This is a genomic window from Acinetobacter uliginosus (assembly GCF_044130295.1).
Classification (GTDB): domain Bacteria; phylum Pseudomonadota; class Gammaproteobacteria; order Pseudomonadales; family Moraxellaceae; genus Acinetobacter.
The window spans coordinates 1-26,149 of record NZ_JBIQOC010000022.1; the positions used below are offsets into that span (position 1 = coordinate 1).

At 38.9% G+C, this 26,149-nt stretch carries 21 protein-coding genes and 1 pseudogene; 14 read left to right on the forward strand and 8 right to left on the reverse strand.

Annotation, left to right across the window (positions count from 1 at the left end; genetic code table 11):
* Positions 1-144: 144 nt before the first annotated feature.
* Genes ACE01T_RS06190 through ACE01T_RS06200 form a run of 3 tightly spaced genes read right to left on the reverse strand, consistent with a single transcriptional unit; the run spans position 145 to position 3,482 of the window.
* Complete coding sequence (locus tag ACE01T_RS06190; RefSeq protein ID WP_395518944.1) at positions 145-1,023, reverse strand: plasmid partitioning protein RepB C-terminal domain-containing protein; 879 nt, start codon at positions 1,021-1,023, stop codon at positions 145-147.
* A 9-nt stretch (positions 1,024-1,032) separates the two neighbouring features.
* Positions 1,033-1,929 (reverse strand): ParB/RepB/Spo0J family partition protein, encoded by an 897-nt coding sequence (locus ACE01T_RS06195; RefSeq protein ID WP_395518945.1) that lies wholly within the window; start codon positions 1,927-1,929, stop codon positions 1,033-1,035.
* On the reverse strand, positions 1,911-3,482 hold the full coding sequence (locus ACE01T_RS06200) for a recombinase family protein (protein ID WP_395518946.1): 1,572 nt from the start codon (positions 3,480-3,482) through the stop codon (positions 1,911-1,913). Before ACE01T_RS06200 ends, ACE01T_RS06195 begins: the two co-directional genes overlap by 19 nt.
* A gap of 159 nt (positions 3,483-3,641) precedes the next feature.
* On the opposite strand from ACE01T_RS06200, the gene ACE01T_RS06205 reads away from it, so the two are divergent.
* The 9 genes and pseudogenes from ACE01T_RS06205 (at position 3,642) to ACE01T_RS06245 (ending at position 15,266) form a co-directional block, all read left to right on the forward strand.
* Positions 3,642-5,567 carry a site-specific DNA-methyltransferase gene (locus ACE01T_RS06205; RefSeq protein WP_395518947.1) on the forward strand — a complete coding sequence of 642 codons (1,926 nt, stop codon included), beginning with the start codon at positions 3,642-3,644 and terminating at the stop codon, positions 5,565-5,567.
* 3 nt (positions 5,568-5,570) lie between these two features.
* The gene (locus tag ACE01T_RS06210; RefSeq protein ID WP_395518948.1) at positions 5,571-8,558 is read left to right on the forward strand and encodes a type III restriction-modification system endonuclease; all 2,988 of its coding nucleotides are present in this window, start codon (positions 5,571-5,573) and stop codon (positions 8,556-8,558) included.
* Between the two features lie 48 nt (positions 8,559-8,606).
* Complete coding sequence (locus ACE01T_RS06215; protein WP_395518949.1) at positions 8,607-10,106, forward strand: DUF6035 family protein; 1,500 nt, start codon at positions 8,607-8,609, stop codon at positions 10,104-10,106.
* 7 nt (positions 10,107-10,113) lie between these two features.
* A pseudogene (locus tag ACE01T_RS06220) lies at positions 10,114-10,311 on the forward strand (Fic family protein); the annotation flags it as partial.
* Positions 10,312-10,467: 156 nt separating this feature from the next.
* Positions 10,468-11,868: a DNA repair protein RadA gene (radA, locus tag ACE01T_RS06225; protein WP_395518950.1), complete on the forward strand. Its 1,401-nt coding sequence runs from the start codon at positions 10,468-10,470 to the stop codon at positions 11,866-11,868.
* Positions 11,869-12,037: 169 nt separating this feature from the next.
* The gene (locus tag ACE01T_RS06230) at positions 12,038-13,444 is read left to right on the forward strand and encodes an ATP-binding protein (RefSeq protein ID WP_395518951.1); all 1,407 of its coding nucleotides are present in this window, start codon (positions 12,038-12,040) and stop codon (positions 13,442-13,444) included.
* Positions 13,445-13,569: 125 nt separating this feature from the next.
* Positions 13,570-14,247 carry a DUF4145 domain-containing protein gene (locus ACE01T_RS06235; RefSeq protein ID WP_180186946.1) on the forward strand — a complete coding sequence of 226 codons (678 nt, stop codon included), beginning with the start codon at positions 13,570-13,572 and terminating at the stop codon, positions 14,245-14,247.
* Positions 14,248-14,621: 374 nt separating this feature from the next.
* The gene (locus ACE01T_RS06240) at positions 14,622-14,843 is read left to right on the forward strand and encodes a hypothetical protein (protein WP_395518952.1); all 222 of its coding nucleotides are present in this window, start codon (positions 14,622-14,624) and stop codon (positions 14,841-14,843) included.
* Positions 14,844-15,266, forward strand: a complete 423-nt coding sequence (locus tag ACE01T_RS06245; RefSeq protein ID WP_395518953.1) for a hypothetical protein — start codon at positions 14,844-14,846, stop codon at positions 15,264-15,266. It begins immediately after the preceding gene.
* Between the two features lie 52 nt (positions 15,267-15,318).
* On the opposite strand, the gene ACE01T_RS06250 is transcribed toward ACE01T_RS06245, so the two are convergent.
* Both ACE01T_RS06250 and ACE01T_RS06255 read right to left on the reverse strand, forming a co-directional pair.
* Positions 15,319-16,515 (reverse strand): MFS transporter, encoded by a 1,197-nt coding sequence (locus tag ACE01T_RS06250; protein WP_166171399.1) that lies wholly within the window; start codon positions 16,513-16,515, stop codon positions 15,319-15,321.
* Between the two features lie 189 nt (positions 16,516-16,704).
* Positions 16,705-17,631, reverse strand: coding sequence for a DMT family transporter (locus ACE01T_RS06255; protein WP_166171397.1), 927 nt, complete (start codon positions 17,629-17,631; stop codon positions 16,705-16,707).
* Between the two features lie 973 nt (positions 17,632-18,604).
* Here ACE01T_RS06255 and ACE01T_RS06260 point away from each other — a divergent pair.
* From ACE01T_RS06260 to ACE01T_RS06280, 5 genes are all read left to right on the forward strand, one after another.
* A complete protein-coding gene (locus tag ACE01T_RS06260) occupies positions 18,605-19,732 on the forward strand; it encodes a Re/Si-specific NAD(P)(+) transhydrogenase subunit alpha (RefSeq protein ID WP_166171395.1) in 1,128 nt (375 codons plus the stop codon).
* A gap of 11 nt (positions 19,733-19,743) precedes the next feature.
* The gene (locus ACE01T_RS06265) at positions 19,744-20,064 is read left to right on the forward strand and encodes a proton-translocating transhydrogenase family protein (protein ID WP_086195869.1); all 321 of its coding nucleotides are present in this window, start codon (positions 19,744-19,746) and stop codon (positions 20,062-20,064) included.
* A 3-nt stretch (positions 20,065-20,067) separates the two neighbouring features.
* Positions 20,068-21,522, forward strand: a complete 1,455-nt coding sequence (locus ACE01T_RS06270; protein WP_086195868.1) for an NAD(P)(+) transhydrogenase (Re/Si-specific) subunit beta — start codon at positions 20,068-20,070, stop codon at positions 21,520-21,522.
* 370 nt (positions 21,523-21,892) lie between these two features.
* Entirely contained in the window at positions 21,893-23,227 is a 1,335-nt protein-coding gene (locus tag ACE01T_RS06275) for an ammonium transporter (protein ID WP_395518954.1), read from the forward strand.
* A 21-nt stretch (positions 23,228-23,248) separates the two neighbouring features.
* Entirely contained in the window at positions 23,249-23,857 is a 609-nt protein-coding gene (locus tag ACE01T_RS06280; RefSeq protein WP_166171391.1) for a hypothetical protein, read from the forward strand.
* A gap of 106 nt (positions 23,858-23,963) precedes the next feature.
* Here the strand turns inward: ACE01T_RS06280 and rsfS are convergent, their stop codons facing one another.
* The 3 genes from rsfS to ACE01T_RS06295 form a co-directional block, all read right to left on the reverse strand.
* On the reverse strand, positions 23,964-24,365 hold the full coding sequence (rsfS, locus tag ACE01T_RS06285; RefSeq protein WP_166171389.1) for a ribosome silencing factor: 402 nt from the start codon (positions 24,363-24,365) through the stop codon (positions 23,964-23,966).
* Positions 24,366-24,442: 77 nt separating this feature from the next.
* Positions 24,443-25,237, reverse strand: coding sequence for a hydroxypyruvate isomerase family protein (locus ACE01T_RS06290; RefSeq protein ID WP_200223177.1), 795 nt, complete (start codon positions 25,235-25,237; stop codon positions 24,443-24,445).
* A 36-nt stretch (positions 25,238-25,273) separates the two neighbouring features.
* Positions 25,274-26,140 carry an NAD(P)-dependent oxidoreductase gene (locus tag ACE01T_RS06295; protein WP_166171385.1) on the reverse strand — a complete coding sequence of 289 codons (867 nt, stop codon included), beginning with the start codon at positions 26,138-26,140 and terminating at the stop codon, positions 25,274-25,276.
* Between the last annotated feature and the right edge of the window lie 9 nt (positions 26,141-26,149).

Sequence of the window (26,149 nt, forward strand, 5' to 3'; positions counted from 1 at the left end):
TGATCCATTGAGAAGCCTTGTTTTATAACATTTTGTCTTGAGAACCAATATGTTACAAAAACAGGGCTTTTTTTCTACTCTTTTTTTATATCGAACTCAGGTTATCTATTATGATACTCTATAAATTTAATAAGCTGAGAGTTATTAGGGCTCATTTGCAGTTGCTTTAATTATTGCCTCAAACTCTGAGTGTATTTCAGGGTGGTTTTTTATTAGATAATTTTTAATATTGTTATTGCCAAGAAGTTTTTTTAAATATCCAGTAGCTAAAACCAAATTTAAAGTATCTTGGGCATAACTTTGTTCAAGTATTTTAAATTGTATATGTAACTTGGCACGATCATTTTCAATTCTTTTTATTGCCTCTAATGAGTTATCAATTTTTTTTATTTGCTTTTGTGGCTCGTTTAGCATACTAGCATCTGTAGTCATTAATAATGCTTTTGCATACGGTACTGTTAAGTTATTCAAAGATAGCATTAGTTCTGCACATTCAATTTGTCTAACAGATTTCATTTTTCTAAGAAGAGGAAATATGTTCGGGGATATTTCACGATTTTTAAGTAATTCAACTACTTCAGGACAAATATCTTTTAACAGATTAACTTTGGAACGAATAGATTTAATGTCAATATTTAGAGCGGAAGCAAGACGTTCTTCATTTATACCTTGGTCTATCGCTCGTCGAATCATAAAGTGTTCTTGAATGGTTGCTAGGCGATTGATTTTCTTATTGTAGGTGTAGTTTTCATCATCTGACGATAACAAACAGGGGATTTCGGTATACCCTAACTCTTTTAAAACTTCAAAACGTATATGTCCATCCAATAAAATATATTGCGTTTTGTTACTGGTTGAGGCTACGACAAGTGGTTCAATAATGCCGACATCTTTAATCGAAGCTTTGATTTGCCCATATTTTTTTGTATAGACCGTACTTTTAAGCATAGTTTTACTTAAGAGTAATTGGCTGGGTTTAAGGGATAGTGGGGAGAGTTGAAACGCAATATTGACCCTTTGCATGTTTGTATCCTATTTTTCTAATAGTTGAGCATCTAAATATTGCGGCATGCTATCTAGTGATTCTGCCCGTAATAAATTAAAAAAATTTTCATCTTTTTTTAGTTGAGACAAAGCACCTGATATAAAAGCTAATAGTTGTTGAATATGCTCAGCTTTTTTCACAAAATTTTGTTGTCGTTCAACTTCCTTTTGATAGGTTTGAACGATGTCATATGCCGAAATTTTATTTGATTTGGTGTTTTGGGAGTGACTTAAGTTTTTACCGACTAATTGTCTTCTTTCGATTACTTTTTTTGCTTGTAAAAGTTGATGTCCTTTCAATTCGCCACTTTCATAAGCATCTTGTAAGGCAATCTGCATATCTGAATTGTTGTCTACTGTTTTAGAAATTGTGAGTGCAATACTCAACGGAATTTTTTTTTGCTCTACGGCATACAGTAAGCGTTCTTCACCATTTTTTAGTAAAGTAAGAATGTCTTGAATATATTCAGGTACTAATCCTGTTTTTTTAGAAATGACATGTTTGTCATAACCTAAATCAGCCAATCGCTCGATACAATTTAAGAACTCCATTGCCCGATGTTGTCGTCTAGCAATATTTTCAACAAGGCTCATTATTAAAGCCTCTTCTTTGTTGACATCAATGATTCGAGCAGGGATTTCTGTTTCACCAAGCTGTTTAAATGCTTTAATCCGACCCTCCCCACAAATGAGTTGATATGGAAGGTTGCTACCAAAAAGTTGTGTGACCGTGATCGGTTTTTTTAAACCTACGGTACGGATACTTTCAACAATCTCAGAGAAGACTTTTTCATTTCTATCCCTGGGGTTTAAAATTTCGATTTGATTAATTGGAATTATACAAATTGAATCATTCAAGTCAGTTTCTACGCTATATGTTTCCATTTAACACGCTCCGCCATCCCAAATAAATAGTTTAAGTTCTCAAATCTAAAGCTTTCTAATTCAACTGGATTGAACTCGCCAATACTGATTTTTTGACACATGAAATCAAGTCTTGGTAAAAGGTAGTAATCTTTTATAGCTGTATTTGTGTAATCTAAACGGACTACAACTGTAATATCTGGGTTTAGTATTGTGTCAAACCGAACTTTCCAGCGGTAATTGCCACTAGATAATTGATGAGATCGTGTAAGGACTAATGAAATACTGATTTCTTCATTGATAGAAATCAGATCATTAAGAGGGTCTCTATGAATGACAGCACCATTTAATTTAGACATTTCACTCATAACCCTTTGAGTGATTTCAGGATGAAGTTTCCTTAAAAATCTATTTATTTCAATATAGTGATAGTCTCGTTCAGGTTTGAATCCAATGAGTTCATAGGCCCTAAGTAAGCTGCCAAAACGATTGGAGTAAACGCCTGTTGTAGGCGTATTCTCAGATTCATTGATAATTAAACCAGAAAGAAAACCATGTTTTTGATAAAGTATTTTTAATAGATCTAATAATTCATCATCGCTATATTTTCGTGATCGTTCTCGAATAATCCCTTGAGCTGTATAAAACATGTCTAGCGGGACAATCGCTTCAAATGCCTGATCTTTTCTAATCCATTGTTCTTGGGGATTTGATATATGAATTTTTTTAAGTTTGAAAGATTTTTTATTAAAGACATTATTGCCAATGTACTTTTCATTGGTAAGAATTTCATGAACGGTGTTTCGTGTCCATGCACGATTAAAATCGGTTTTAATATTCTGTAAATTTAATTTTTCGGCAATCTGAGTTTCAGACAAGTTGTCTTGAATAAACCATTCATAAATTTGTTGAATAACTTTTATTTCTTCTTCAGGACCTGCAACGAGAATCACACGATCCATCTGAAAACTTTTATGCTCACCCATCTTGAGTAAAGTTTTGAAGTTACCTTGCTGATCAATCAATGCTCGTCTTAGGCCATAACCAGCTGTTCCACCTTGCCGAAAGCCCATTTCAATTAAACGGCATTGACCGATGAAAACTTTATTGGATAATTCTCGACTATATTCACCTGCCATTGTTCTTTTAAAGCTTTTCATGACGGTGGTGAATGGTGTTCCATCATTGGCAAATTGTTCAGCGCAATAGATGATATTGATACCTGCACGTTTGCAAATGTATTCATAGTAGGCACTTTCATCGGCATCTTGAAAGCGTCCCCAACGGCTTACGTCATAGACTAAAATGACTTTAAATTCAGTTTGATGCGATTCTACATCATGGATTAACTGCTGTAGTCCAGATCGGCCATTTAAACTCAATCCACTTTTGCCGTCGTCCGCATACGTTTTAATAATTTTGATATTGTGCTTGTTTGCATATTCCTGAATCTTATCGGATTGATTTAGAGTCGAATACTGTTGATGATCGGTAGACATACGGACGTATTGAGCAGCAAGTATTTGTTGTTCTGATTCAGATGTTTTTTGTTGGGGGGAGTGAAAAGAATCCATAACATAGACCTAAGTTAAAATTTAAAAAATGATAAAAATTAAATGGGCTAAAGCTGAATACAGTTTTTGAAAAATATGTGATGGAAAATAACAAGCTTTACGTTATCAATCTATGACTCGAATGTTAGAATAAGTTTAAATTTGCAATATGACTTTGTTATGAAAACTGAACAGACATCACCCACTGAAAAAATCACAGCGAATAGTGAGCAACTGGCTGTTTTAAAAAATAACTTTCCTCAATGCTTTGATAAACAGGGTAAATTTCTTGTTTCAAAATTGCAGGAAATTTTGCAAGCAGATGGGGTAGATGTTAGTCGTGAAAGCTATGGTCTAAATTGGTTAGGCAAGTCTTATGCACGTGTTTTAGCCAATGAACCGATCAGAACTATGCTGTCGGAAGATATTGAGCATAATCAACAAGAACAAAATAAAAATAGTCATAATTTATTGATTCAAGGAGATAACCTTGAAGTACTGAAGCATCTAAAAGGTGCCTATAGTGAAAAGGTTAAAATGATTTACATTGACCCGCCATATAACACTGGGTCAGATGAGTTTGTTTATCAGGATGATAGGAATTTTACACCTGAGCAATTTGCAGAACTTGCAGGTGTTGATTTTGACGAAGCTCGACGAGTTCTAGATTTCACACAAAGTAATGCTAATAGCCATAGCGCATGGCTGACTTTTATTTACCCACGTCTTTATATTGCAAAACAGTTACTTAGAGAGGATGGCGTAATTTTTATATCAATTGATGATAACGAACAAGCACAGTTAAAAATTTTATGTGATGAAGTTTTCGGTGAGCAAAGGTTTCTAGGTAATTTGATTTGGAAAAGAAGAGCCTCATCAGCAATGGCAGAAAACAATATTTCCATAGATCATGAATATGTGATTGCTTATGGTAAATCAGAACAAAGTAGTTTTAGAGGATCGAAGAAAAACTACAATAATTATAATAATCCTGATAATGACCCTAGAGGTGATTGGGTTTTAGGCGATTTAACAGTCGGTATGACTTCTGCTATGCGTCCTAATCAAGCTTATAATCTTACAGATCCAAATACTGGAAATGTTTATCCATATAATCCTAATAGAGTTTGGTCATATATTCCATCTTCAATGAAGGAGCTTATTGATGATGGGCGTGTTTTTTTCCCAAAAGACCCTACTAAAAGACCAATGTTAAAAAGATTTAAAAGTGAGTTAAATAGTGATGTTAATCCATTTTCTTCATTAATGCTGGATAAAGTAGGCTTAAATACGGAAGGTACTAAGACTATACAACAACTATTTAATCAAAACATCTTTGGTTATTCAAAACCACTTAGTTTGATTAAAGCTCTCATAAGTCAAGTTATACATAATGACAATGAATATGTGTTAGATTTTTTTGCTGGTAGTGGAAGTACAGCACATGCTGTTTTAGAGGTAAATGCTCTGAATTCTAAAAGTATTAGATTTGTTTGCGTACAAATTTCGGAAACTATTAAGACCACAGAGCAAGCGTTTAAAGCAGGCTATCGCACCATTTTTGAAATTACCAAAGATCGTATTATTAAATCTGGAGAAAAGTTGGTTCAAGACTATCCTGAAAGTAATTTTGAAGGCGGTTTTAAAGTTTTTAAAACCTGTGACAATTTTCTGCCCGAATTCAAAATTCAACAACTCACTCTCAATTTTGATGAATTAACTACGCCAAATTCACCTCAAGTGGATTTAAACTTTACTGAAAAATTAGTATCGGATGATTTTAGTGAGTCACAATTACAAGATATTTTGACCACTTGGAAAGGTCTGGATAAAATTTTACTATCTGAAAATCTCAATGCTGTCAGTCTTGGTAATTATCTGGCTTATGGTTTTGGTCATGTCTTGTATTTGGTCAATCAAGGCTTTAACACAGATGCTTTAAAAGACTTGATTCAAAAACTCGATGATGAACATGAATTCCAAGTTTCTAAATTGGTCATCCTCGGTCATCACTTTGATAGTAAATCACAACGTGAAATTGATGAAGCCATGAGAAATTACAATAATAAGAAGTCAATTCCTGTTGATGTTGTGGTGAGATATTAATATATGAACGCTACACTCCCGTTATTTGCTACACAGCAAACTAAACAGTTCCATTTTGAGGGAAATCTACCCCATCAAAAACGTGCAGTAGATAGTATCCTTGCTGTGTTGGAAACAGTAACATTTTCCAAGTTCAATCAGCGAATGGTTTTAGTAAGTAATCCTTTAGCACCCAAAAATAAGCAACTAGCACTATCAGACTATGCAAAATCAATCGAGGCGGTGCAAAAGCATAACGAAATTGTAGGACATACAGCTAAACCAGAAAGTAATGTACTTGATATTTCGATGGAAACAGGTACAGGTAAAACCTATACCTATACCAAAATGATGTTTGAGCTAAATGCTCGACTGAAACTTTTTAAGTTTGTTGTGGTCGTACCTACACTTCCGATTAAGGCAGGTACCGTTAATTTTCTTAGATCTCAGGCTTCACAAGAGCATTTCGCAACCAATTACCAGAATAAGTCTATTCGTTGTCATATTGTCGAAAGTCAGTCAGGCAAGAAGTCTAAGAAAGATTTAATGCCACAAAGTATTCTGGATTTTGTACAAGCACCAAATGATGATCAGACTATTCATGTACTTGTAATCAATGCAGGGATGATCAACTCCGACACTCTCAGCAAGAAGTATGACCGTGCTGTATTCGATCAATTTAATACGCCTCTTGAGGCAATTGCTGCAATAGCTCCAATAGTTATCATTGATGAACCACATCGCTTTCCAACCGCACAAAAGACTTGGGGTAACATTCAAAAGCTAGGTGGGCAGTTTATTGTTCGTTATGGAGCAACCTTTAATGAAGATTACTCTAACCTTATCTATCAATTAACCGCTGTCGATGCTTTTAACCAGGATTTAGTTAAAGGCGTGGTGGCTTATATTGAAGAATTTGAAGGTGCGAAAGACACATCAATTAAACTCGTAGAAATTGATACTAGCAACAAAAAGAAAGAAGAGGCAATTTTCCAAGTTAAAAAGGGAAAGGTTACCGAAAAAGTTCATTTACTTAAAAATGAATCTTTGAGTAGAGTCGATCAGAATTTTGGTAGCTTAACCATTGATAACCTAAATAAAACTACAGTGGTGTTATCCAACGGCTTAGAGCTTAAAAAAAATGATGTGATTGATCCATATTCCTACAATGAAACTTTGCAGGAGAAGATGATTCGTAAAGCCATTACGAATCATTTTGAAATGGAAAAGGATTTAATGACTCGCCCATCTGCTAGGATTAAACCGTTAAGCCTTTTCTTCATTGATAATATTGAAAGTTATCGTGGTAAAGAAGGAGAAAAAGGCACATTAGCTTTATTTGTTGAAGCTGAAATTAAGCAGCATGTCACTCGACTTTTAGAAACTGAAAAGCACGAAGCATATCGAGAATATTTAGAGAAAACATTGAAAGTTATTTCTCAATCACACGGCGGTTATTTTTCTCAAGATAACTCTGAGAAAGATGACAAAATCGAGAAAGAGATTGAAGAAATTCTGCATGATAAAGAAACTTTACTTAGTTTAGACAACCCTCGTCGTTTCATTTTTTCTAAATGGACATTACGTGAAGGTTGGGACAATCCGAATGTATTCCAGATTTGTAAACTACGTTCTAGTGGTGGTAAAACCAGTAAGCTGCAAGAAGTTGGTCGTGGCTTACGTTTACCAGTAAATGAGTTTATGCAACGTGTTAAAAATGAAAACTTTCAGTTGCATTATTATGTTGATTTTACAGAAAAAGATTTTGTAAAAGAGTTGGTTGAGGATATCAACAGTAAATCATTGGTTGTGTTTGATGAAACTAAACTAACAGATGAACTGATTGCTCAAATTTTGGATAAATATTCAAATCTGTTCAATGATGAAGATGCTTTACTAGAGCACCTCGATGATCTTGATGCAATTAAGCGTAATAATGACTTTAAAGAAGGCGGTTTGGCGAAGTTAAAGCAAGAGTTTCCATTAGTCTTTGCCCAAGGTCTAAAAGCAAATAAAGTACGTAATGCTGGAGATACAAAGCAGAAAGCAACTATGCGTCTTGCTAAGTATGCTGAGCTTAAAGAGTTATGGGAAACTCTTAACCGTAAAGTGATTTTGGAATATAAAATTGAATCAGAAGAGCAATTCTATGCTTTGCTGAAAGGTTACTTTGAGGCAAATCTTGATAGATTTAAAAAGACAGGAAGTTTGACAAAAAAGCATATCTTAATTATTGAAAATAATTTGGCTTCACAACAGGTCGAACATTCAATGCATGAAGATATTTTGCAGATTCAAACTATGACTTACGGTGAGTTTTTAAATGAGTTGGCAATATCTTTAAAAGTGAATCGTAATACACTACATCAGGTTTTTATTGAGTTATTGCAAAGTACAGATAAGCATTTGGATATAAATCAATATCTAAGCCAGAGTACAATTCGCTCTATTCGAAGTGGCTTTAATGATTATTTACTTAAACAGTCATTTCAAAGCTATCAGATTGGTTTAACGGATGTATCTAATACGGTTCACCCTACTGTATTCACCAATGAAACAGGCGAGCCATTAGTTGAGATAGAAAGTGCCAATTTAGGTCGAATGACTGAGGCTTTAAATATTGCAGATAATTATTTATTCAATGAACTCTTTTATGATTCACCTCTTGAAAAAGAAAATATCTGTGAAAAAGTTTCTGAAGTGTCTGTATTCACAAAGATTCCTAAAAACTCAATTCGTATTCCTATAGCAGGTGGTGGAACCTATTCTCCAGACTTTGCCTATATTGTTGAGTATGAAAGTGGAAAGAAAACTTTGAATTTATTGATTGAGACAAAGGATAAGGCAAGCTTTACATTATCTGAAGAAGAACAGCGTAAAATTAAACATGCTGAGCTTTTATTTAAAAATGTGAGAGATGATGTAGAGGTTGTTTTTAAAACTCAATTTGAAAGTGAGAAAGTCGTTGAAATTATTAAAAATGTTATTGGTGAAAAGCCTAGTAAAGGTTAGATTAAAGGCAATATTAATGCTGGCTGGATAAGCAAGTTGAGGGAATACATGAAGTTAGTTCATATTGTTGATAAAGATCAAAATATGTGGATTGATGTTGATGTATTCTTTCAACAATCTGAAATAGAGCTGAACCAATGGCGTAGCAAAATAAGTGAGCAATACAAACGGAATAACGATAATCCTTATTTTACCTGTGCTTGGTGTCAAACTCCCGTGATTCTCGCAAGACGTACAGATCACATGCAGATCAACTCTAATACCACTTTCTTTTTTAAACATATTCCTGAGTTAGAAAATAACCCAAACTTCAAGTGTCCTGTAAAGTATATTAAACAGCTATCAGAGCAAGAAAAAACTGCTTTGAAGTATCAAATTGCGAAAGAGACTCAACAGCATAAATCGCTAAAAGAGAATATCTACAAGAGCCTTCAAGCAGATGAGGCTTTTAGTGATATTCATATTGAGCAAGTTCGTAAAAGTATTGATCTAAAGCAATGGCGTCGACCAGATGTATCTTCATTATATAAAAAGCAATTAGTTGTTTTTGAAGGACAACTTTCTACAACTTTTTTGAATGTCATTATTGATCGAAAAATTTTCTATCAAGATAACAATGCTTGCCTACTATGGATTTTTAATTATTTTGAGCCAACAGAAAAAGCGAAGAAGCAGTCAATGCAAGATATTTACTACAATAATAATGCAAATGCATTTGTAGTGAATGATTCTACAGTCGCTCAATCAATTAAAACAAAAGCTTTTACTTTAGAGTGTCATTATTTAAAGCCTGAAATTAAGAATAATCAAATCATTAATAAGTGGAATACTGAGTTCGTCGAATTTCAAAATTTAGTCCATAACGAATCTACAAAGCAGATATACTTTTTTGATTATGAAGCTGAATATCGAAAGTTAAAGCAAAAATTAGGCTTACAACATAGTTATTTACAAGAGAGTAAGAATCAAAAAGATAAATTAAAAGTTCAAAAGTATATCGAATCACTGGAACAGGTTAATCTCGAAACAAAGGCTCCATCAAAGACCAAATCTGAATTATTGGTTGAGTTTACTGAACTATGGGTAAAAACTCATTATCTTACCGATAGTCAATTCAACTTTCAGTGGTTTTCAATTAGAAATGAGCTGGAGCTAATGGGAATTAGTACACCCAAATACATTTTGCATGCCCCCTATAAAACAGTGGTCAACTCAATTTTAAGTGCAAAATTTGGTTACGTTGTAGGTAACAATATTAATGATATGGTGAGTGTAGCTCATAACTTGATGGAACATCATCCAGCTTACATTAAGCATTTGATGCTTACTTTAAAAGTAACAGGCAAACCCGATTTATTAAACGAGAGAGATAGTTCGGGTAAATGGAAAGACCGTTATAAAAAATATGTTCAACAGCCAGAAGAGTTTAAAATTTATAAACATGATCTAAATCAATTTATTGAATTTTTAGTCCCTGAGTTTAAAGGACGCTTAATTGCTTGGGGTGAAAGCTGTGAACTTCATTCAAAAATAAATTTATCAAAGTAGGTCTATTATGAAATACCAACCGCCTTATACCATCACCTCAAAAATCATTCATCTGATTGCTCAGATCAGTGAAAATATAGGGCGTTTGACTGTTTTAGAGGAAATTCAGGACAGCTTAAAACTCAGAAAAGCCAATCGTATCCGTACTATTCAAGGTTCTCTTGCGATTGAAGGAAATACTTTAAGTACAGAACAAATCTCGGCATTTTGAATCTCTTTGTAGTCATTTACCCTTCAATTCATTTTTAAAAGAACATTTCCATGTATTCTCAACCATTTACCCTTATTTCACCGCCTTACTTGAGATTAAAAAATCGACTTGATAAGGTGCTTTAGGTAATTAAAAACTAGAGTTTTTACAGTGGCTAAAATTACAGTTTATGTATGTCGTGGTTGTGGCAAGGAGGAGGATACGTGGATTGGAGAATGTCTTCAATGTGGAGAATACAATAGTTTCAGCAAAACAACAGTTGAACGAAAGGCTCAACATCGGGCTACAGCAGGTTTAAGTCATTCTGGCTATGCAGGACAACAACATCATATTACCAAATTAAATATGGTGAAAATGAGTCAGGAACTTAGGTGTTCAACAGGTATAGGAGAATTTGATCGTGTATTAGGTGGTGGTCTGGTCACTGGATCAGTGGTATTAATTGGCGGTGATCCTGGCATCGGCAAATCAACTTTACTTTTACAAACAGCAACCCATATTGCAAAAAATCAATCGGTTTTATATATCACAGGGGAGGAATCACTGTCACAAGTTGCTATGCGGGCTAAACGATTAGGTTTGCCAATTGACAGACTGGATGTCATGGCAGAAACGAAAGTAGAACGCATTTGCGAAATATTAACGGAACAAAAAACATCTATGGTGATTTTGGATTCCATTCAAACCTTATATACGGAGGCTATTCCTGCGGCTTCTGGAAGTACATCACAAATTAAAGAATCAGCCTCAATTTTAACCCGATTTGCCAAGCATGCAGGAATATCTTTACTGATCGTTGGGCATGTCACCAAAGAGAAAGAATTGGCAGGGCCAAAAGTACTTGAACATATGGTTGATTGTGTCTTGCATTTTGAGGGACAAAGCGACTTACAGTATCGAATGCTCAGGGTGGTTAAAAACCGTTTTGGTGCGGTGAATGAGTTAAGTGTATTTGACATGACAGATCAAGGGTTAAAGGAAGTCATCAACCCAGCAACGATTTTTTTGGATCGCTATGGTGAGGCAGTTGCTGGTTCTGTTGTCATGGTCAGTCGAAATGGGGTGCGACCATTTTTAGTCGAAGTACAGGCTTTAGTGAGTGAAACAAAAACTACACCTAGACAACTTATTTTAGGACTGGAGTATAATCGCCTTAGTTTGCTGTTGACCATTATGAAAGAACAAGCCAACGTGGATATTCTTGAACATAATGTCTATGTCAATATTGTGGGTGGATTGAAAATTACAGAAACAGCGTCAGATTTAGCCGTGCTACTGGCTTGTGTATCGAGCCTGAAAAATCAGTCCTTACCTCACGATATGGCTGTGTTTGGTGAAGTAGGTTTGTCTGGCGAGATTCGGTCTGTACCCAATGCACAGGAACGTATAAAGGAAGCACAAAAGAACGGATTTAAAACTGTAGTTATCCCTAAAGTGAATCAGCCCAAACAGCCTATAGATTCTATAAAAGTGATTGCTGTGGAGTATTTATACGAAGTCTTACAGGTTGTTTTTGAACAGAGTGATGAAGAACTCAGGCAAGTTGGATAAGCCAAATTGATCTTACCTGACATTATTTACGGCGTTTGCTGTAAATAATGAGCTTCATCTAGTAAAGTAGCGATTATGGCACAGTAAAATTTTGTTGTGGTATCTACTTAATTTATTGCCAGTAATGCCGTATTGAAAACGCGTACAGAAGAGAACCCAAAGATAGCTAATGAATGCTGAACATCCACTACTGCGAGAGATTCAAAAGGGCGAAAGCAAGACGCTAGAATTTAAACAGCAGTTACCCAAAGGGCAGCAAATTGCCAAGACTTTAATCGCCTTTGCAAATAGTAGTGGCGGTAAGTTGATTGTTGGGGTTTCGGATGATCGGCAATTAGTTGGAATTCGGGAAGATATCTTTGACCTGCAAGATAAAATTACCTCAATGATTTATGAGTTGTGTAGCCCGCAACTGGCAGCACAAATCTATATTGAAAATATTGCAGGTGTAGAGTTGCTGGTTGTGGAAGTGGCTCGTGGAAGTTTATTCCCATACTACCTTAAACCTATGGGGCGTGAGCAGGGGACATATATCCGCTTAGGTGCAAGTAACCGTGTTGCATCACCTGAAAATATTCAACAACTGGAATTGCAACGGCTCAATATTAGTTTTGATTCGTTAGCAAACTATCAATACCCTTTAGAAAAACTAGATTTAACAGTATTGGAAACGGCTTTTAAAGCTGCTGATAAGGCACTTACCTTAGAAAAAATGCTGAACCTAAAGTTGGTTATAGAGGAACAAGGGCAGCATTATGCCAGTCATGGCTTATTGATTTTATTGGGTAAATATGAGCATGTTATGACTCAGTGTGCCAGATTTAAAGGCACGAACATGAGCGTGTTTTTAGACCGTAAAGAATATACAGGAGATTTGTTTTCTCAAATTGAGCAAACAGAAATTTTTATTAAAAATCATTTGTCTTTGCGTGCCGAAATTCGTGGCTTAAAGCGTTACGATTATTTGGAAATTCCAGAAAATGCAATTCGTGAAGCTTTAATCAATGCCTATGTACATCGAGATTACAGTAACTTTGGACGCAATATTAAAGTCGCTGTTTATGATGATTTGGTCAATATCGTGTCCCCAGGTGGGTTGCCCAATGGTTTAACCGAAGCAGATTTATTGCAAGGACGTTCAGAAATTCGTAATCGGGTATTGGCTCGTGTGTTTAGGGAACTAGGCTATATTGAACATTGGGGTAGCGGTCTGCAACGGATAAAACAAATCTGTGAAGCAGAAAATTTAACCACACCTGAATTTTTGGAAACTGGTGATTTTTTTGATGTGAAGTTATATCGTCCTGAGAATGAGTTATCAGGTGGCTCAATCGAAGATTTAGGTGGCTCAATAGGTGGCTCAATAGTAAACACTGAAATATTGACTGACCGACAAAATAAGATTTTAGTATTAATTAAGCAAAACCCCAAAATTTCTTATCGTGATATGGCGGTACAGTTGGGTATTAATGATTCGGCAGTAAAAAAGCACCTCAATCATTTAAAAGATACAGGTTGGCTTGAGCGTGTTGGTGGAACACGTGGGTATTGGCTGGTTAAAAAAGAAATAGAGTAATTTGGTTGTTTATCGATCCACCGTACATGTTACCGATCAAGCTACCGTACAAGCTGGCGATCATGTTTGATCCTAATAATCAGCCAAAGAGATTATGATTTGACAACATTAATTAGGAGAAATTTGTGGTTTCTACCAGTACAGAAGAACTTAATAAATCTGTTGGACATGAAATTCAGATACCATGTGTTAAATGTTCAGGTCGTACAATGCATGAGGTTGTTGTCTCAGTAGATCAATCTGGCACTGAATCTAAATATGACTTTAGTTGGTATCAGGCTTATCAAATTATTAGATGTAAAGGTTGTAAGACACTCTCCTATCGAGAAACTTCGGAAACTTCGGAGGATTATATTCAGATTGATGAGGATGAATACGAATGGCAGGGGAGTGAGAAACTTTTTCCGTCAAGAATAGAGGGACGTAAAGATTTAGGGGATGATGCTATATATCTGCCATCTGACCTTAGACGTATCTATAAGGAAACAGTCGATGCGCTAACAAATAATTTTCCTGTTCTCGCTGGGATTGGATTACGGGCTATTGTTGAGACTGTATGTAAGGAAAAGAGTGCTTCTGGTGGGGATTTATATACAAAGATTAATGATTTGGCTTCAAGAAATGTTCTCACACCATCTGGAGCTAATATTTTGCATAAGGTACGAACATTGGGTAACAAAGCAGCCCATGAAGTTATGCCCCACACACTAGCTCAACTTTCACTTGCTATGGATGTAGTAGAACATATGTTAAAAGATGTATATATTTTTCCAAAGCTTGTTGAAAATCAGTTTGGGGAGTGAGACGTTATAAGGGTATAGACTAAAAAGAATGTAAATGTTTTTAACAGAAAAATTACGCCTTTTTTACGCCATTCTGAAAATATTATTTAATTAAGTTTTTGATTTGATTTGATAAATTTGTTTTAAGTGTCCAATCCATCATCGGCGCAACCGAAATGCGAGGCTGTAAAGATTGCAGAGCAGTCATGGCATAAACCTGAAATAATGAAAAACCGAAGCGCGGATTATACGGGGTTTGATGAAAAATCGACAGTCGCTTGCAGCGATCATTGCCTTTATTAAAGTCTTAAAATCAACTGTGCAGTCAGCTTAGAATTTGTATGTAATTTAACTTTTTAGTATGTTGGAGATATGACCACAACAGGGAAAATAATATGTTGGTTCTAGAAGAAATATATAGGAGTAAAAAAAATGAACATTCTAAGCCTTTTAATTTACGTATCCAGCGCAGTTTAAGCTGGTTTAAAAAAGCCCTGATACTTCATGATGATCTTGATCTACAGTTTATTACGGTATGGGTGGCATTTAATGCATTGTATACACAGGAGCAAGCTGCCGATCAGGAACAGTACACCTTAAGACATTTCCTCAGCTAGATGTGCCATAAAGATGTTGATCAAAAAATATTTCACATCCTCTGGGAAAAAAAGCATTCAAGCATTCGATTACTCCTGAGTAATCCATATCTTTATCAAAGTTTTTGGGACTGGCGTAATCAGAAAATCAGTGAGGCAACATGGCGCTCAGCTTTTGCCACAGAACAGCAACAGCTCCAGCACATCTTGCAAAACCATGATTCAGTCAGCCTGTTGGTATCCCTGTTTAGTCGCTTGACAACTTTATATCAACAGTTAAGTCGAGGCGGAGCGACCTACAATAGTGCTATTAACCGGAAACAATTAGCCAATGCTTGGAGTGTTTTATCTGTATTGGTGCCGAGCTTTATCCAAATTTTATTGGAAAATGTCGAAAATATAGAGTTCAATCAGCCATTTTATCCCGTGGTGCAAGTATCCTGAGGTGAATGATTTGAAATAGACAGCAAGATCAAAAACTGTTTCATTTGCAATTTTATTTTGAAAGAGGCACGCTGCGAGCGTGATAACGCATATCCAGAAATGCAAAAAAAGCAGCGCAGAGTACCAGACTCACTCCTGCAATACAGGTCATCTTCCAGCCGCCATGATGCCATGCATAGACTCCGAGTGCAGAACCACAGGCTCCACCAATAAAGTAAGAAGTCATATAAATAGAATTAATCCGCGATTTGGCATCTGGACGTAGACGGAAAATAATATTTTGATTACTGGTGTGCACAATGGTGAGCCCCAGACTGATTACGCCGTAGCCAATCATATAACTCAGCAAAGACTGCCCACCGAAATAAAGAAAAAACCAGCTCACAATCAGCGTTAACAGGCCGATCCAGGTCAGTGACTGGGTATGGCCCTGATCGGCAATTTTGCCAATTTTCGTTGTAGACAATGCACCAAACACTCCCGCCAGCGTTACAACACCCACCAATACATCGGAAAGATGAAACGGGGATGAGGTCAGTAAAATGGCAATGGTCGAAAACAGGGTACTCATGGAAGCAAATACAAAACCACCAATCAATGAACGAAATCCTAAACGCGGTTCCTGTTTCAGTAAAATCGCCATGGATTTAAAAATTTGCGTATAGCTCATTTTTAGTATGCTGATGTGGGGCAGTTTGGTTTTGAGGAGAAAGGCTAACATCAGCATCAATATGGCACTGAGCATATAGATCAGTTTCCAGTTGAACAGGTTGGACATTAAACCCGCAAGACTAGTGGATAGCAGTAGTCCGACCAGAAGTCCACTCATCAGGAAGCCCACCACTTCACCTGTTTTTTCAGGTTTGACGGCCATGGTGGCTAGGGGAATCAGGACCTGTGCTGCGACTGAAAATAGCCCTGTAATTATGGTTCCCAGCCAAAGCATGGGTAAGTTGATGGCAAAAGCACATAGAAATAAACCAATGGCAGTCATGACCATCAGTAAAGGAATAAATTTGGTTTTATTGACAATGTCACCCATTGGAACAATAAACAATAGACCCAGTGCATAGGATACCTGGGCAAACGTCACGGTTAAGGCGACTTGTGATTCAGGAACATGAAAATATTGCTGGATGGAATGGATTAAAGGCTGGCAATAATAGTTGGCTCCCGCACACAGACCACAGGCTATGGCCATGAGCCAGAGTAAAGATTTATCCTGGCTGATGTCGAGAGAAGTTTTCATAACCATCCTTGTTTTGTTTCAGGTAGGCAAAGTTTGCCGGTATTGCAATGTACATGCAGAGTATAGCAAGCCCTATCAGTCTGGACGTACAAATATAGGGCGAAAGCAATCTCTATTCAGCGTTCTGTGGCTATTTTAAAAGCCGTATTTTTTTAGTTTGCGGCAGGCTTGAATCAGACCAGGCAAAAACTAATGTGAGAATTTCTTTTTAGCAAGAGTAATCATCATGACGCCAATGATATTGAGCATACAGCCTAGCCATTGAATGGCATTTAGATGTTCACCTAAAAAAATAGTGGCCAAGATAATGGTCAGAATCGGGCCAATTGAAGCAATCATGGCAGACTGTGCAGCACCCAAGCGGACAATACTCTGTGCCATCAGTACCGTCGGTAAAACTGTGACCAGCAGGCCTAAGGCAATGCCGTACCCAATTACACTGACAGGTAGCTGGGTGAATAAATGCAAAGGCTGCGGCATGGCAATCATGTAATGGGTTAGGGTGCCGATACAGGCAATACTCAGTGCCAAACCGGTAAAATTCCAGGAACCAAAACGTTGAATCAGTCGTGGAGTAAGCAATAAGTACCCGGCAAAACATACTGCACTGGCAAAGACCAGACTGACCCCAAGCCAGAAATGACCTTCATGTGCAACGTTGCTTTGTTCCTGTAGCATCACAATGACCGTACCGCCGTAACTTAAGGCGATGGCCAGCATGCTTTTCAGGCTAAGTTTCTGCTTATAAATGGCACTGGAAGCCAGAACCGTCAGTGTGGGATAGAGAAATAAAATAATCCGTTCCAGTGAGGCACTGATATACATCAGACCAACAAAATCCAGCCAGCTTGAAAAGTAGTAACCCATGAGCCCTGCAACAATCAACAAACCCCAGTCTTTCGCTGCCAGTTCTTTATTATGATGACGGTTGAACCAGCACAGCAGCAAAAAAAACGGTAAGGCACTGGCCATACGCAAAGCCATCAGTACCGTGCCATCGACCAAAGGCGACAAGGCATAGGTTTGCTTGATAAAAATGGCTTTGGTACTAAACAGGAAAGCAGCACCAATCGCAAATAATGAACCTAATTGTGTTTGGCTTAGAGTCGGTTTCATTTTACCTGCTTGATTAGGGCTTCTGATCCGAAAAAGATCGAGACAAAGTTGAATTATAAAGTTTTTAAGCCCCGAGGTTAAATGCAAAAAGATGCGAATTATAATTCCAATTAGGAATGATTGATGCTTAGAGTTATTTTTTAGAGGTTAATGACAACTGGCTTGGCTTCTCTGGAAAGTGAGTTTTGTTTTTGTCTAAATTTTATTCAAACACGTTTGTTTAGAAACGTTATATCGCTATGCCTACTCTTTTAAAAGTAATAAAAACAAGAAGATGAGTATCAAAAATAAATTTATGCACTAAATTTGTGCATAAAATGTTGAATTGAGACAAATTTAGCGTAAAACATCATCAAGCGAAATGGCTGTAAAATTTTTTTTAATTAATTTTTTGAATTACCTTAGACTTAGGGTGAATAAGCATTAAATAACAAAAAAACATAAAAATAAGCAAAATCAGCATTTTTTCTGATATGCAGCTCCAGACTTGATTTAGGCAAAACCAGATAGACAATCACTTATTTTTTAAGGGAACAAGTCCATCCAAGATATCATTCTGGCCAATAAAGGGGGAGAAAATTATTTAAATTTAATTAGTCGATAAGTAAATCAAGCAACTTTCTGGGTATTTATTTAAATTCTGATTAAAGGAAGAATGTCAGAAAGATCAATTTTGTGGGACAAGCCGGCTGGAAATGGTGAGCGGGAAGGTCAAGATAAAGATTCATGGCTTTTTCAGGCTGGCATTTAAAGTCATGAAGACGAGCTAAAATTAAAGTAAAACCGACGAATCCTATATGAAACTATTATTTTTATGAATCATCAGTTCAAAATATGGGTATTTATTAAATAAATATTGGGTAGTAATTTAAAAAAGTTCAATTAGAATCCAAAAATTCAACAAAAACGCATCCTGGGGGAAACATTGCTCACCGCGATGTTTACTGAAGAAAAATTAGCTTGAGGAACGCTCATGCAGATTGGAATCCCAACCGAAACTGTGGTCGGTGAAAATCGTGTGGCTGCAACGCCAGAAACAGTAAAGAAGTTGATCAGTGCTGGTCATACTGTAGTCATTGAACGTAGAGCAGGGGTAAAAGCTGCTTATATTGACAGTGCCTATGAACAGGTCGGCGCCAAAATTACCGATGATGCCTATACCGGCAGTCAGATTATTTTGAAAGTTCGTGCCCCTCAAGGTGATGAAATTCAAAAACTTGCAGCAAACACCGCAGTGATTGCAATGTTTGACCCGTATCGCAACACTGAACTTGATAAGTTTGCAGCAAAGCAGGTTTCTGCATTTGCACTGGAACTTTTACCACGTACGTTGTCCCGTGCACAAAACATGGACGTGCTGTCTTCTCAAGCCAACTTGGCCGGTTATAAATCGGTACTTTTGGCGGCAGCAGAATATCAACGCATGTTCCCAATGCTCATGACGGCTGCGGGTACGGTAAAACCGGCCCGTGTGGTCATCATGGGGGTTGGGGTTGCCGGTCTGCAAGCCATTGCGACTGCTAAACGTTTAGGTGCTGTGGTTGAAGCCACCGATTTACGTCCAACTGCACGTGATCAGGTCGAATCACTTGGCGGTAAATGGCTAGACGTACCAATGTCGGATGAAGAAAAGCAAAAAGCTGCGGACGCTGCTAAAAATGGTTATGGCTGGATGCCAGGTGAGCAATATATCAAAGACCAGGCGGCCATTGTCGATAAAGCTGTTTCTAATGCCGATATCGTGATTACCACTGCACTGTTACCCGGCCGTGATGCACCGCGTTTAATTCGTGCTGAAACGGTGGCCAAAATGAAACCGGGTTCAATCATTCTGGATATGGCGGTTGAATCAGGCGGTAACGTGGAAGGTTCCAAGTGCGGCGAAAATGTCGTGACGGATAATGGCGTGACCATTTTGGGTATTCCGAATATCCCATCTACAGTTGCGACCGAAGCCTCAGCACTGTATGCACGTAATGTCTTTAATTTCCTCGATACCCTTTTTGATGCAGAGAAAAAATTTGCCATCAATCCGGAAGAAGAAATTCAAAAAGCCCTGCTAGTAACTCATGGCGGTCAAGTGCTGCTGAAGCGTGGTTAAGGAGAGTCATCATGGTTGAAACGATTACAATTTTCGTCCTTGCCATTTTCGTAGGTTACTACGTGGTTTGGGGCGTTACACCTGCATTACATACGCCATTGATGGCGGTAACCAACGCCTTGTCATCGATTATTGTGGTGGGTGCGATGTTGCAGACGGTTGGCATTCCGGGTTTGGTTGAAGCCAATGTGCAATTCCAGAGCATCAACGTGGTCAGTATTTTGGGTGCAGTCGCAGTATTTCTGGCAAGTATCAACATTTTTGGTGGCTTCGCCGTAACTGCACGTATGCTTGAAATGTTCAAGCCAAAGCAAAAGAAAAAAGAGGGCTAAAACATGGAATTCATTCGAGACTATGCGGATTGGTTCTACCTGGTGGGTGCCGTTCTTTTTATCTTAACTTTACGTGGTTTGTCTGGTCCTAAAACAGCAATTGCCGGTAACCGTTACGGTATGATTGCAATGGCCATTGCCGTGATCACCACCTTCTTTGTTGCTGATCATCCTGTGGTCTGGATGATTGGCGGCGCAATGGTGTTAGGTGCAATCGTAGGTATTGCTCGTGCACGTACCGTTCCGATGACGCAAATGCCGGAAACCGTTGCATTGATGCACTCATTAGTCGGTTTGGCTGCAGTGCTGATTGCTATTGCTGCGATTCTGCATAACAACCAGTTAACGGCACTATTTGCACAAAATGAAGCGGCGTTAACAGCTGCGGGTGTTGAACATGCCCACATGAGCAAAGTTCATCTTTTTGAATTATTTGTAGGTTGTTTCGTTGGTGCGATTACCTTTACCGCTTCAGTATTTGCTTACGGTAAACTGGCTGCGAAAAAATGGGCGAAAACCATTTCGGGTGGCTGGGTTAAACCGCTACAGGCGATTATTTTCCTGGCGATGTTAAGCTGTGGTTTCATCTTCTTCTCAACAGGTAACATGCAGGCTTTCTGGGCAATGACTGCTCTGGCACTTGCATTTGGCTGGGTATGGATTGCACCGGTCGGTGGCGGCGATATGCCGGTGGTGGTGTCACTGTTGAACTCATTCTCTGGCTGGGCTGCGGCAGGTATTGGTTTCACTTTAGAAAACAATATGTTGATTGTTGCGGGTTCACTGGTGGGTTCTTCAGGTGCGATTCTGTCTTACATTATGTGTAAAGCCATGAACCGTTCAATCATCAATGTCTTGTTTGGTGGTGCGATGGGCGGTGCAGCAGTTGCATCAGCAGATAAAGGTGAGCAAGTTCAACGTAACCACCGTTCTGGTTCAGCAGATGACGCAGGCTTCCTGATGTCAAATGCAGATAGCGTAGTGATTGTTCCAGGTTATGGTATGGCTCAAGGCCGTGCGCAAAATGCCGTGAAAGAACTGTGTGAAATCCTGAAAGAACAAGGCGTGAAAGTACGTTTTGCGATTCACCCGGTGGCAGGTCGTATGCCAGGTCACATGAACGTATTGCTTGCGGAAGCTGATGTAGCGTATGAAGACATTCTGGAAATGGATGAAATCAACTCGGACTTCCCGGCAACTGATGTTGTGTTAGTCATTGGTGCAAACGACGTCGTTAACCCTGCAGCGAAAGATGATCCAAGTTCACCAATTTACGGCATGCCGATTCTGGAAGCACATAAAGCACGTACTATTATGGTGATCAAGCGTTCTATGGCAACCGGTTATGCGGGTCTGGATAACGACTTGTTCTATAATGAAAAAACCATGATGATTTTCGGCGATGCCAAGAAAGTCGTAGAAGACATGACTAAAGCCATTAACGGCGGCGGTCACTAAATCCACGCTTCAAAAGTCCCTCTTTCATAAAGAGGGATTTAGGGAGATTAAAACCACCTTCGGGTGGTTTTTTAATTCTAGAATATATGACTTTTCAACAATTAAATTGAAGAATAGTGCAGAGCACACTTTTATCAGGCTATGGTTTCTTGTTTTATTTGGTGCTGCTTGATCAAGCGATATTGCAAAAATGCTTTATAAAATGGCAATTAACTGTTTATTTCTAAATAGGTATTGCCGATGAGGGATATTTTTAGAAATTAAGTTGTGTTAAAACTGGCATTTGCCTGTCTTTTTAAATAAAAAGATAAATTTCGATAATCTGGCATTTCTTTTGCATTTTTGTGATTCAGTTTTAGGGGGACTGTTCATGAAAATAATAAAGTATCTTGCATTGCTGTTATGTGTATGTTCACTACCTGCATTTGCAAGTGAAGCTGCGACAAACGCAGCGAATATTCAGGAAATACGCTTATCGCTCGACAGTGTCTGGGTGGTGATGGGCGGTATATTGGTATTCTTTATGCAGGCCGGTTTTGCACTGGTGGAAAGTGGTTCTGTACGTAGTAAAAATACCGTCAATGTACTCATGAAAAATTATATGGATGCTTGTCTGGGGGGATTGGTCTTCTGGTTAGTCGGTTTTGGTTTAATGTTTGGGGTCAACGCTTCAGGTTGGATGGGCACCAGTCATTTTGCGCCCAATGACTTGGATGACTGGCATTGGAATCTGTTGTTCTTTCAAATGATGTTTGCCGCTACTGCAACTACAATTGCCAGTGGTGCCATGGCAGAGCGTATTCACTTTGTTGCTTATATTGTAGGGGCGGCTGTGGTCAGTGGCCTTATTTATCCTGTCTTTGGCAGTTGGGCGTGGGGCAGTATTTTTGAGGGCTCAGGCTGGTTAAAAGCAATGGGTTTTATCGACTTTGCCGGTTCAACTGTAGTGCATTCAATCGGTGGCTGGGTGGCATTGGCCGGTATTATTGTACTAGGTCCGCGCTTGGGACGTTTCGGGCGTAATGGACAAACTCACCATCTGGCAGGGCATAACCTGCCTTTGGTGGCTTTGGGTGGTTTTATTCTCTGGCTGGCATGGTTTGGTTTTAATGCTGCATCCACCGTGAATGCCAGTGTCAGTATCGGTCGTATTGCTTTAAATACCCATCTGGCGGCCTGTGCTGCTGCAGTGGCTTATATGCTGTATGCCTTAATTCGTGGTAAGGCAATTCTAATGCAGACCACAATTAATGCTTCATTGGGCGGTTTAGTGGGGATTACGGCGGGTTGTGCCACCATGTCACCTTTATTTGCCGTGATTACTGGACTCATTGCCGGGCTCATTGTCAGCGTCATGCCAAGCGTCATGGAAAAATTAAAACTGGATGATGTGGTGGATGCCGTTACTGTTCATGGTTTTTGTGGGGCGTGGGGAACCGTGGCTGCAGGCCTGTTTTTTGAAGCCGATATGTTTAACTCACAAATTGTGTCTATTCAGGTTTTAGGTGTGCTGGCAGCATTTGCTTGGGGATTCGGAATCGCGCTGATTACTTTTAAGCTGCTGGAGAAAATATTGGGTGGCTTGCGTGTCAGCACGCAACATGAACAACGCGGTTTGGATTATACCGAACATGCCGAGCTGTCCTATCCTGAATTTCAGCATGATGTGACTTTTGAAACAGATGATATTACCAAACGCCACTAAACCAAGAAGGGGAGTTTCGCTATGCCAAATGAATTACTCACTGTGATGCAAAAGAAACAGGCGATTGAACGCGGTTTAAGTCATTATTTGCAAGGAACTGTACTGGAACGGGTATTGAGTTACTGGGAACAGGAGTATGGCGACAAACCTTCATTTGTACTCAATCGTTTTATGAATGACATTTGCAATACCGATGAATTGCGTATTCATCGCAAAGAAATGTTGAAACAGGTGTTATGTGAGATGTCGGCGGTTGAAAAACAGGTACTACTGGATACCCAGCCGAAAGTGCAAATGGAGGTGCTGATTTCAGCCGATTTTGCCGATGCTTTTTTTGATTTGATTAATGGCGTGCTACAGACAGTAGCTAGAGCTGATCTGAATGATTTTAATGCGGAAGTTAAAAATCATGTCCAAGCCTTGGGCATTGCGATTGAGAAATCTGCAAATCTGAATGACGCTGCTTTTGCAGAATGTTTACCGCTCACCAGTTATGCTCAGGTGATTACTGCATCATATGAATGCTATTGCGAATTTTATGGCCCAAGTAAAGCCGATCAGGTCTATGCGCGGGTGAAAATGGATATCAAGAACAAATATCCGTCCGTGGATTTACATCATTTATTATAGTTGGCAGCAATCTTGATTGAATGCATGTTCAGTCTTAAGTTTAGGCTGGGCATCCTAAAAACAGCAGCACTAAAAAAGCGACCTGAAGGTCGCTTTTTTAGTTTATTTAGGCTACTGATTCTGGAGTTGCGCGCCATAAGCTTTCCAGATCGTAAAATTTACGTGCTGTTGGAAGCATGACATGAACTACAACAAACCCAAGATCGATCAGGATCCATTCGGCATCACGTTCACCTTCAACGCCGAGAGGGCGGAAACCCGCTTTACGTGCTTCTTCAGCAACATTGTCTGCAAGGGCTTTAATATGACGGGTTGATGTGCCGCTGGCAATGACCATGGCATCTGCCACATTGCTGATTGAGCTGACATCAAGTTCTAGAATATCTTTTGCTTTTACATCTAATAGGGCTTCATGTACAACTTTTAAGCAAGCTTGTACATCGTTAGCATGAGCATTCATTGCGTGTTCGAGAGAATTAGAAGCGCTGGGCGATGGTTCTAAATTCATAAAAGGTTTAATTTCCGGACAATATCTCACTGTGTAATATAGCGGTTTTGGGGCTGAATTTCAAATCTGTTCATAATTTAACTTTGTGGATGTTTTGCAAAATATTTATCTTTCCAGGCAAAAGAATGGCTGGAATGCGCTTGTGGCTTGTATTCTGCTGCAGTGAAACCTGTATAGGTACTTTGGTTTAACCACTGAAAAATTTCTGCATAGGGAATTTGTGCAGTATCAGGCTGATGACGTCCCGGACAGTCTGCAAACTGGATGTGTCCAATATCCTGAATATTTTCCTTTAAGCCCTGTAGTACATCTTCACCCATCATCGCCATATGATAGCAGTCATATTGCATTTTTAGCGCCGGGTGTCGTACTGCTTCCAGCATTTCTTGGGCTTGGGCAATATTTTGTACCAGAAAGCGGGGCATGTCGGTGCCATTAATCATTTCAAACACCGGCTGAATGTTGTGTACAGCAAACATGGAACACGCCAGTTTTAAATTTTTTGCCAGCGTATTGAGGCAAGGCAACAAATCGGAATCAAGCGGTTGCTTACCGGCCAAAATATTCACACTGGATACATTCAGTGCTGTGGCGTATTGAATTGCCTTTTCCAGGGCACGATGGAATGCAATTTCTTGACCCGGTACGCCAGCCAGACCATTACCGCCTTGCATCAGGTCGCCTGCAGGGACATTAATCAGGCATAAGCTCAGGTCGTGCAGAGTGAGTTGGGTCTGAATCTGTTCGATGCTGAGTTCATAGGGAAACTGGATTTCTACATGCTGAAAACCATGAGCCTGCGCCAGAGCAAAGCGCTCAATCAGAGGCACTTCAGTAAAAATCATGGATAAATTGACCGCCAGCTTAATCATGCCTTTACTCCTTGCTCGTTAAAGAAAATGGTCTGCTCAAGATTCAACCAGTTGAATGACAGTCGCCAGATCTGTTTCAGCATAGCCTTTATCTTGATGGGTTTTCAATTGCGAAAGCGCCTGTTTTGCCACAGGAATATCTAAATTGAACTGCTTGGCCAGCTGCACGGCATTATTTAAGTCTTTGGACAGGGTTTGCACTTTCCATTGCACCGGCTCAAAAGTATGCGTTGCCATACGCGGAGCTAAAATCTGGAAAGGTTTCGAGTCAGCAAAACCACCGGCAAGAGCAGGAGCAAGCAAGGTGGTATCTACACCGGCTTGTCCAGCTAAGGCCACTGCTTCGGCAATCAAGGTGCTGTTGGCGGCCACAATAAGTTGGTTGCAAATTTTGGTCGCTTGTCCGGTACCTGTTTCGCCCATACGCGTCACGCGTTGTGAAAGCACATTATAAATCAGCGATAAATTTTGAATGGTGTTGATATCGCCACCGGCGAAAATCACTAAGGTGCCCTGTTCGGCACCTACCGTGCCACCCGAAACAGGCGAGTCAATCCATTGCACTTGACGGGTTTGTGCCTGCTGTGCCAGCGCTTTGGTTTTATCCACAGATAAACTGGAAAAATCCACAATCACTTGACCAGCAGTGAGTTGATTCTGGATTTGATCAAACACTGCCTGTACGGCAGCATCATCGGCCAGACAGGTCAGAATCACCGGATATTGCCCAATCTCTTGCAAGTCTAGGCCAGTAGCACCCATATCAATCAGCACGTCACAGGCGGATGCTGTTCTGTTCCATACAGCCACTTCAAAACCGGCTTGAATCAGCCGGGTCGCCATGCGGCTGCCCATCAGCCCCATGCCTAAGAATGCGATTTTTGTATTACGATCAAAACTCATGTGTTTTTC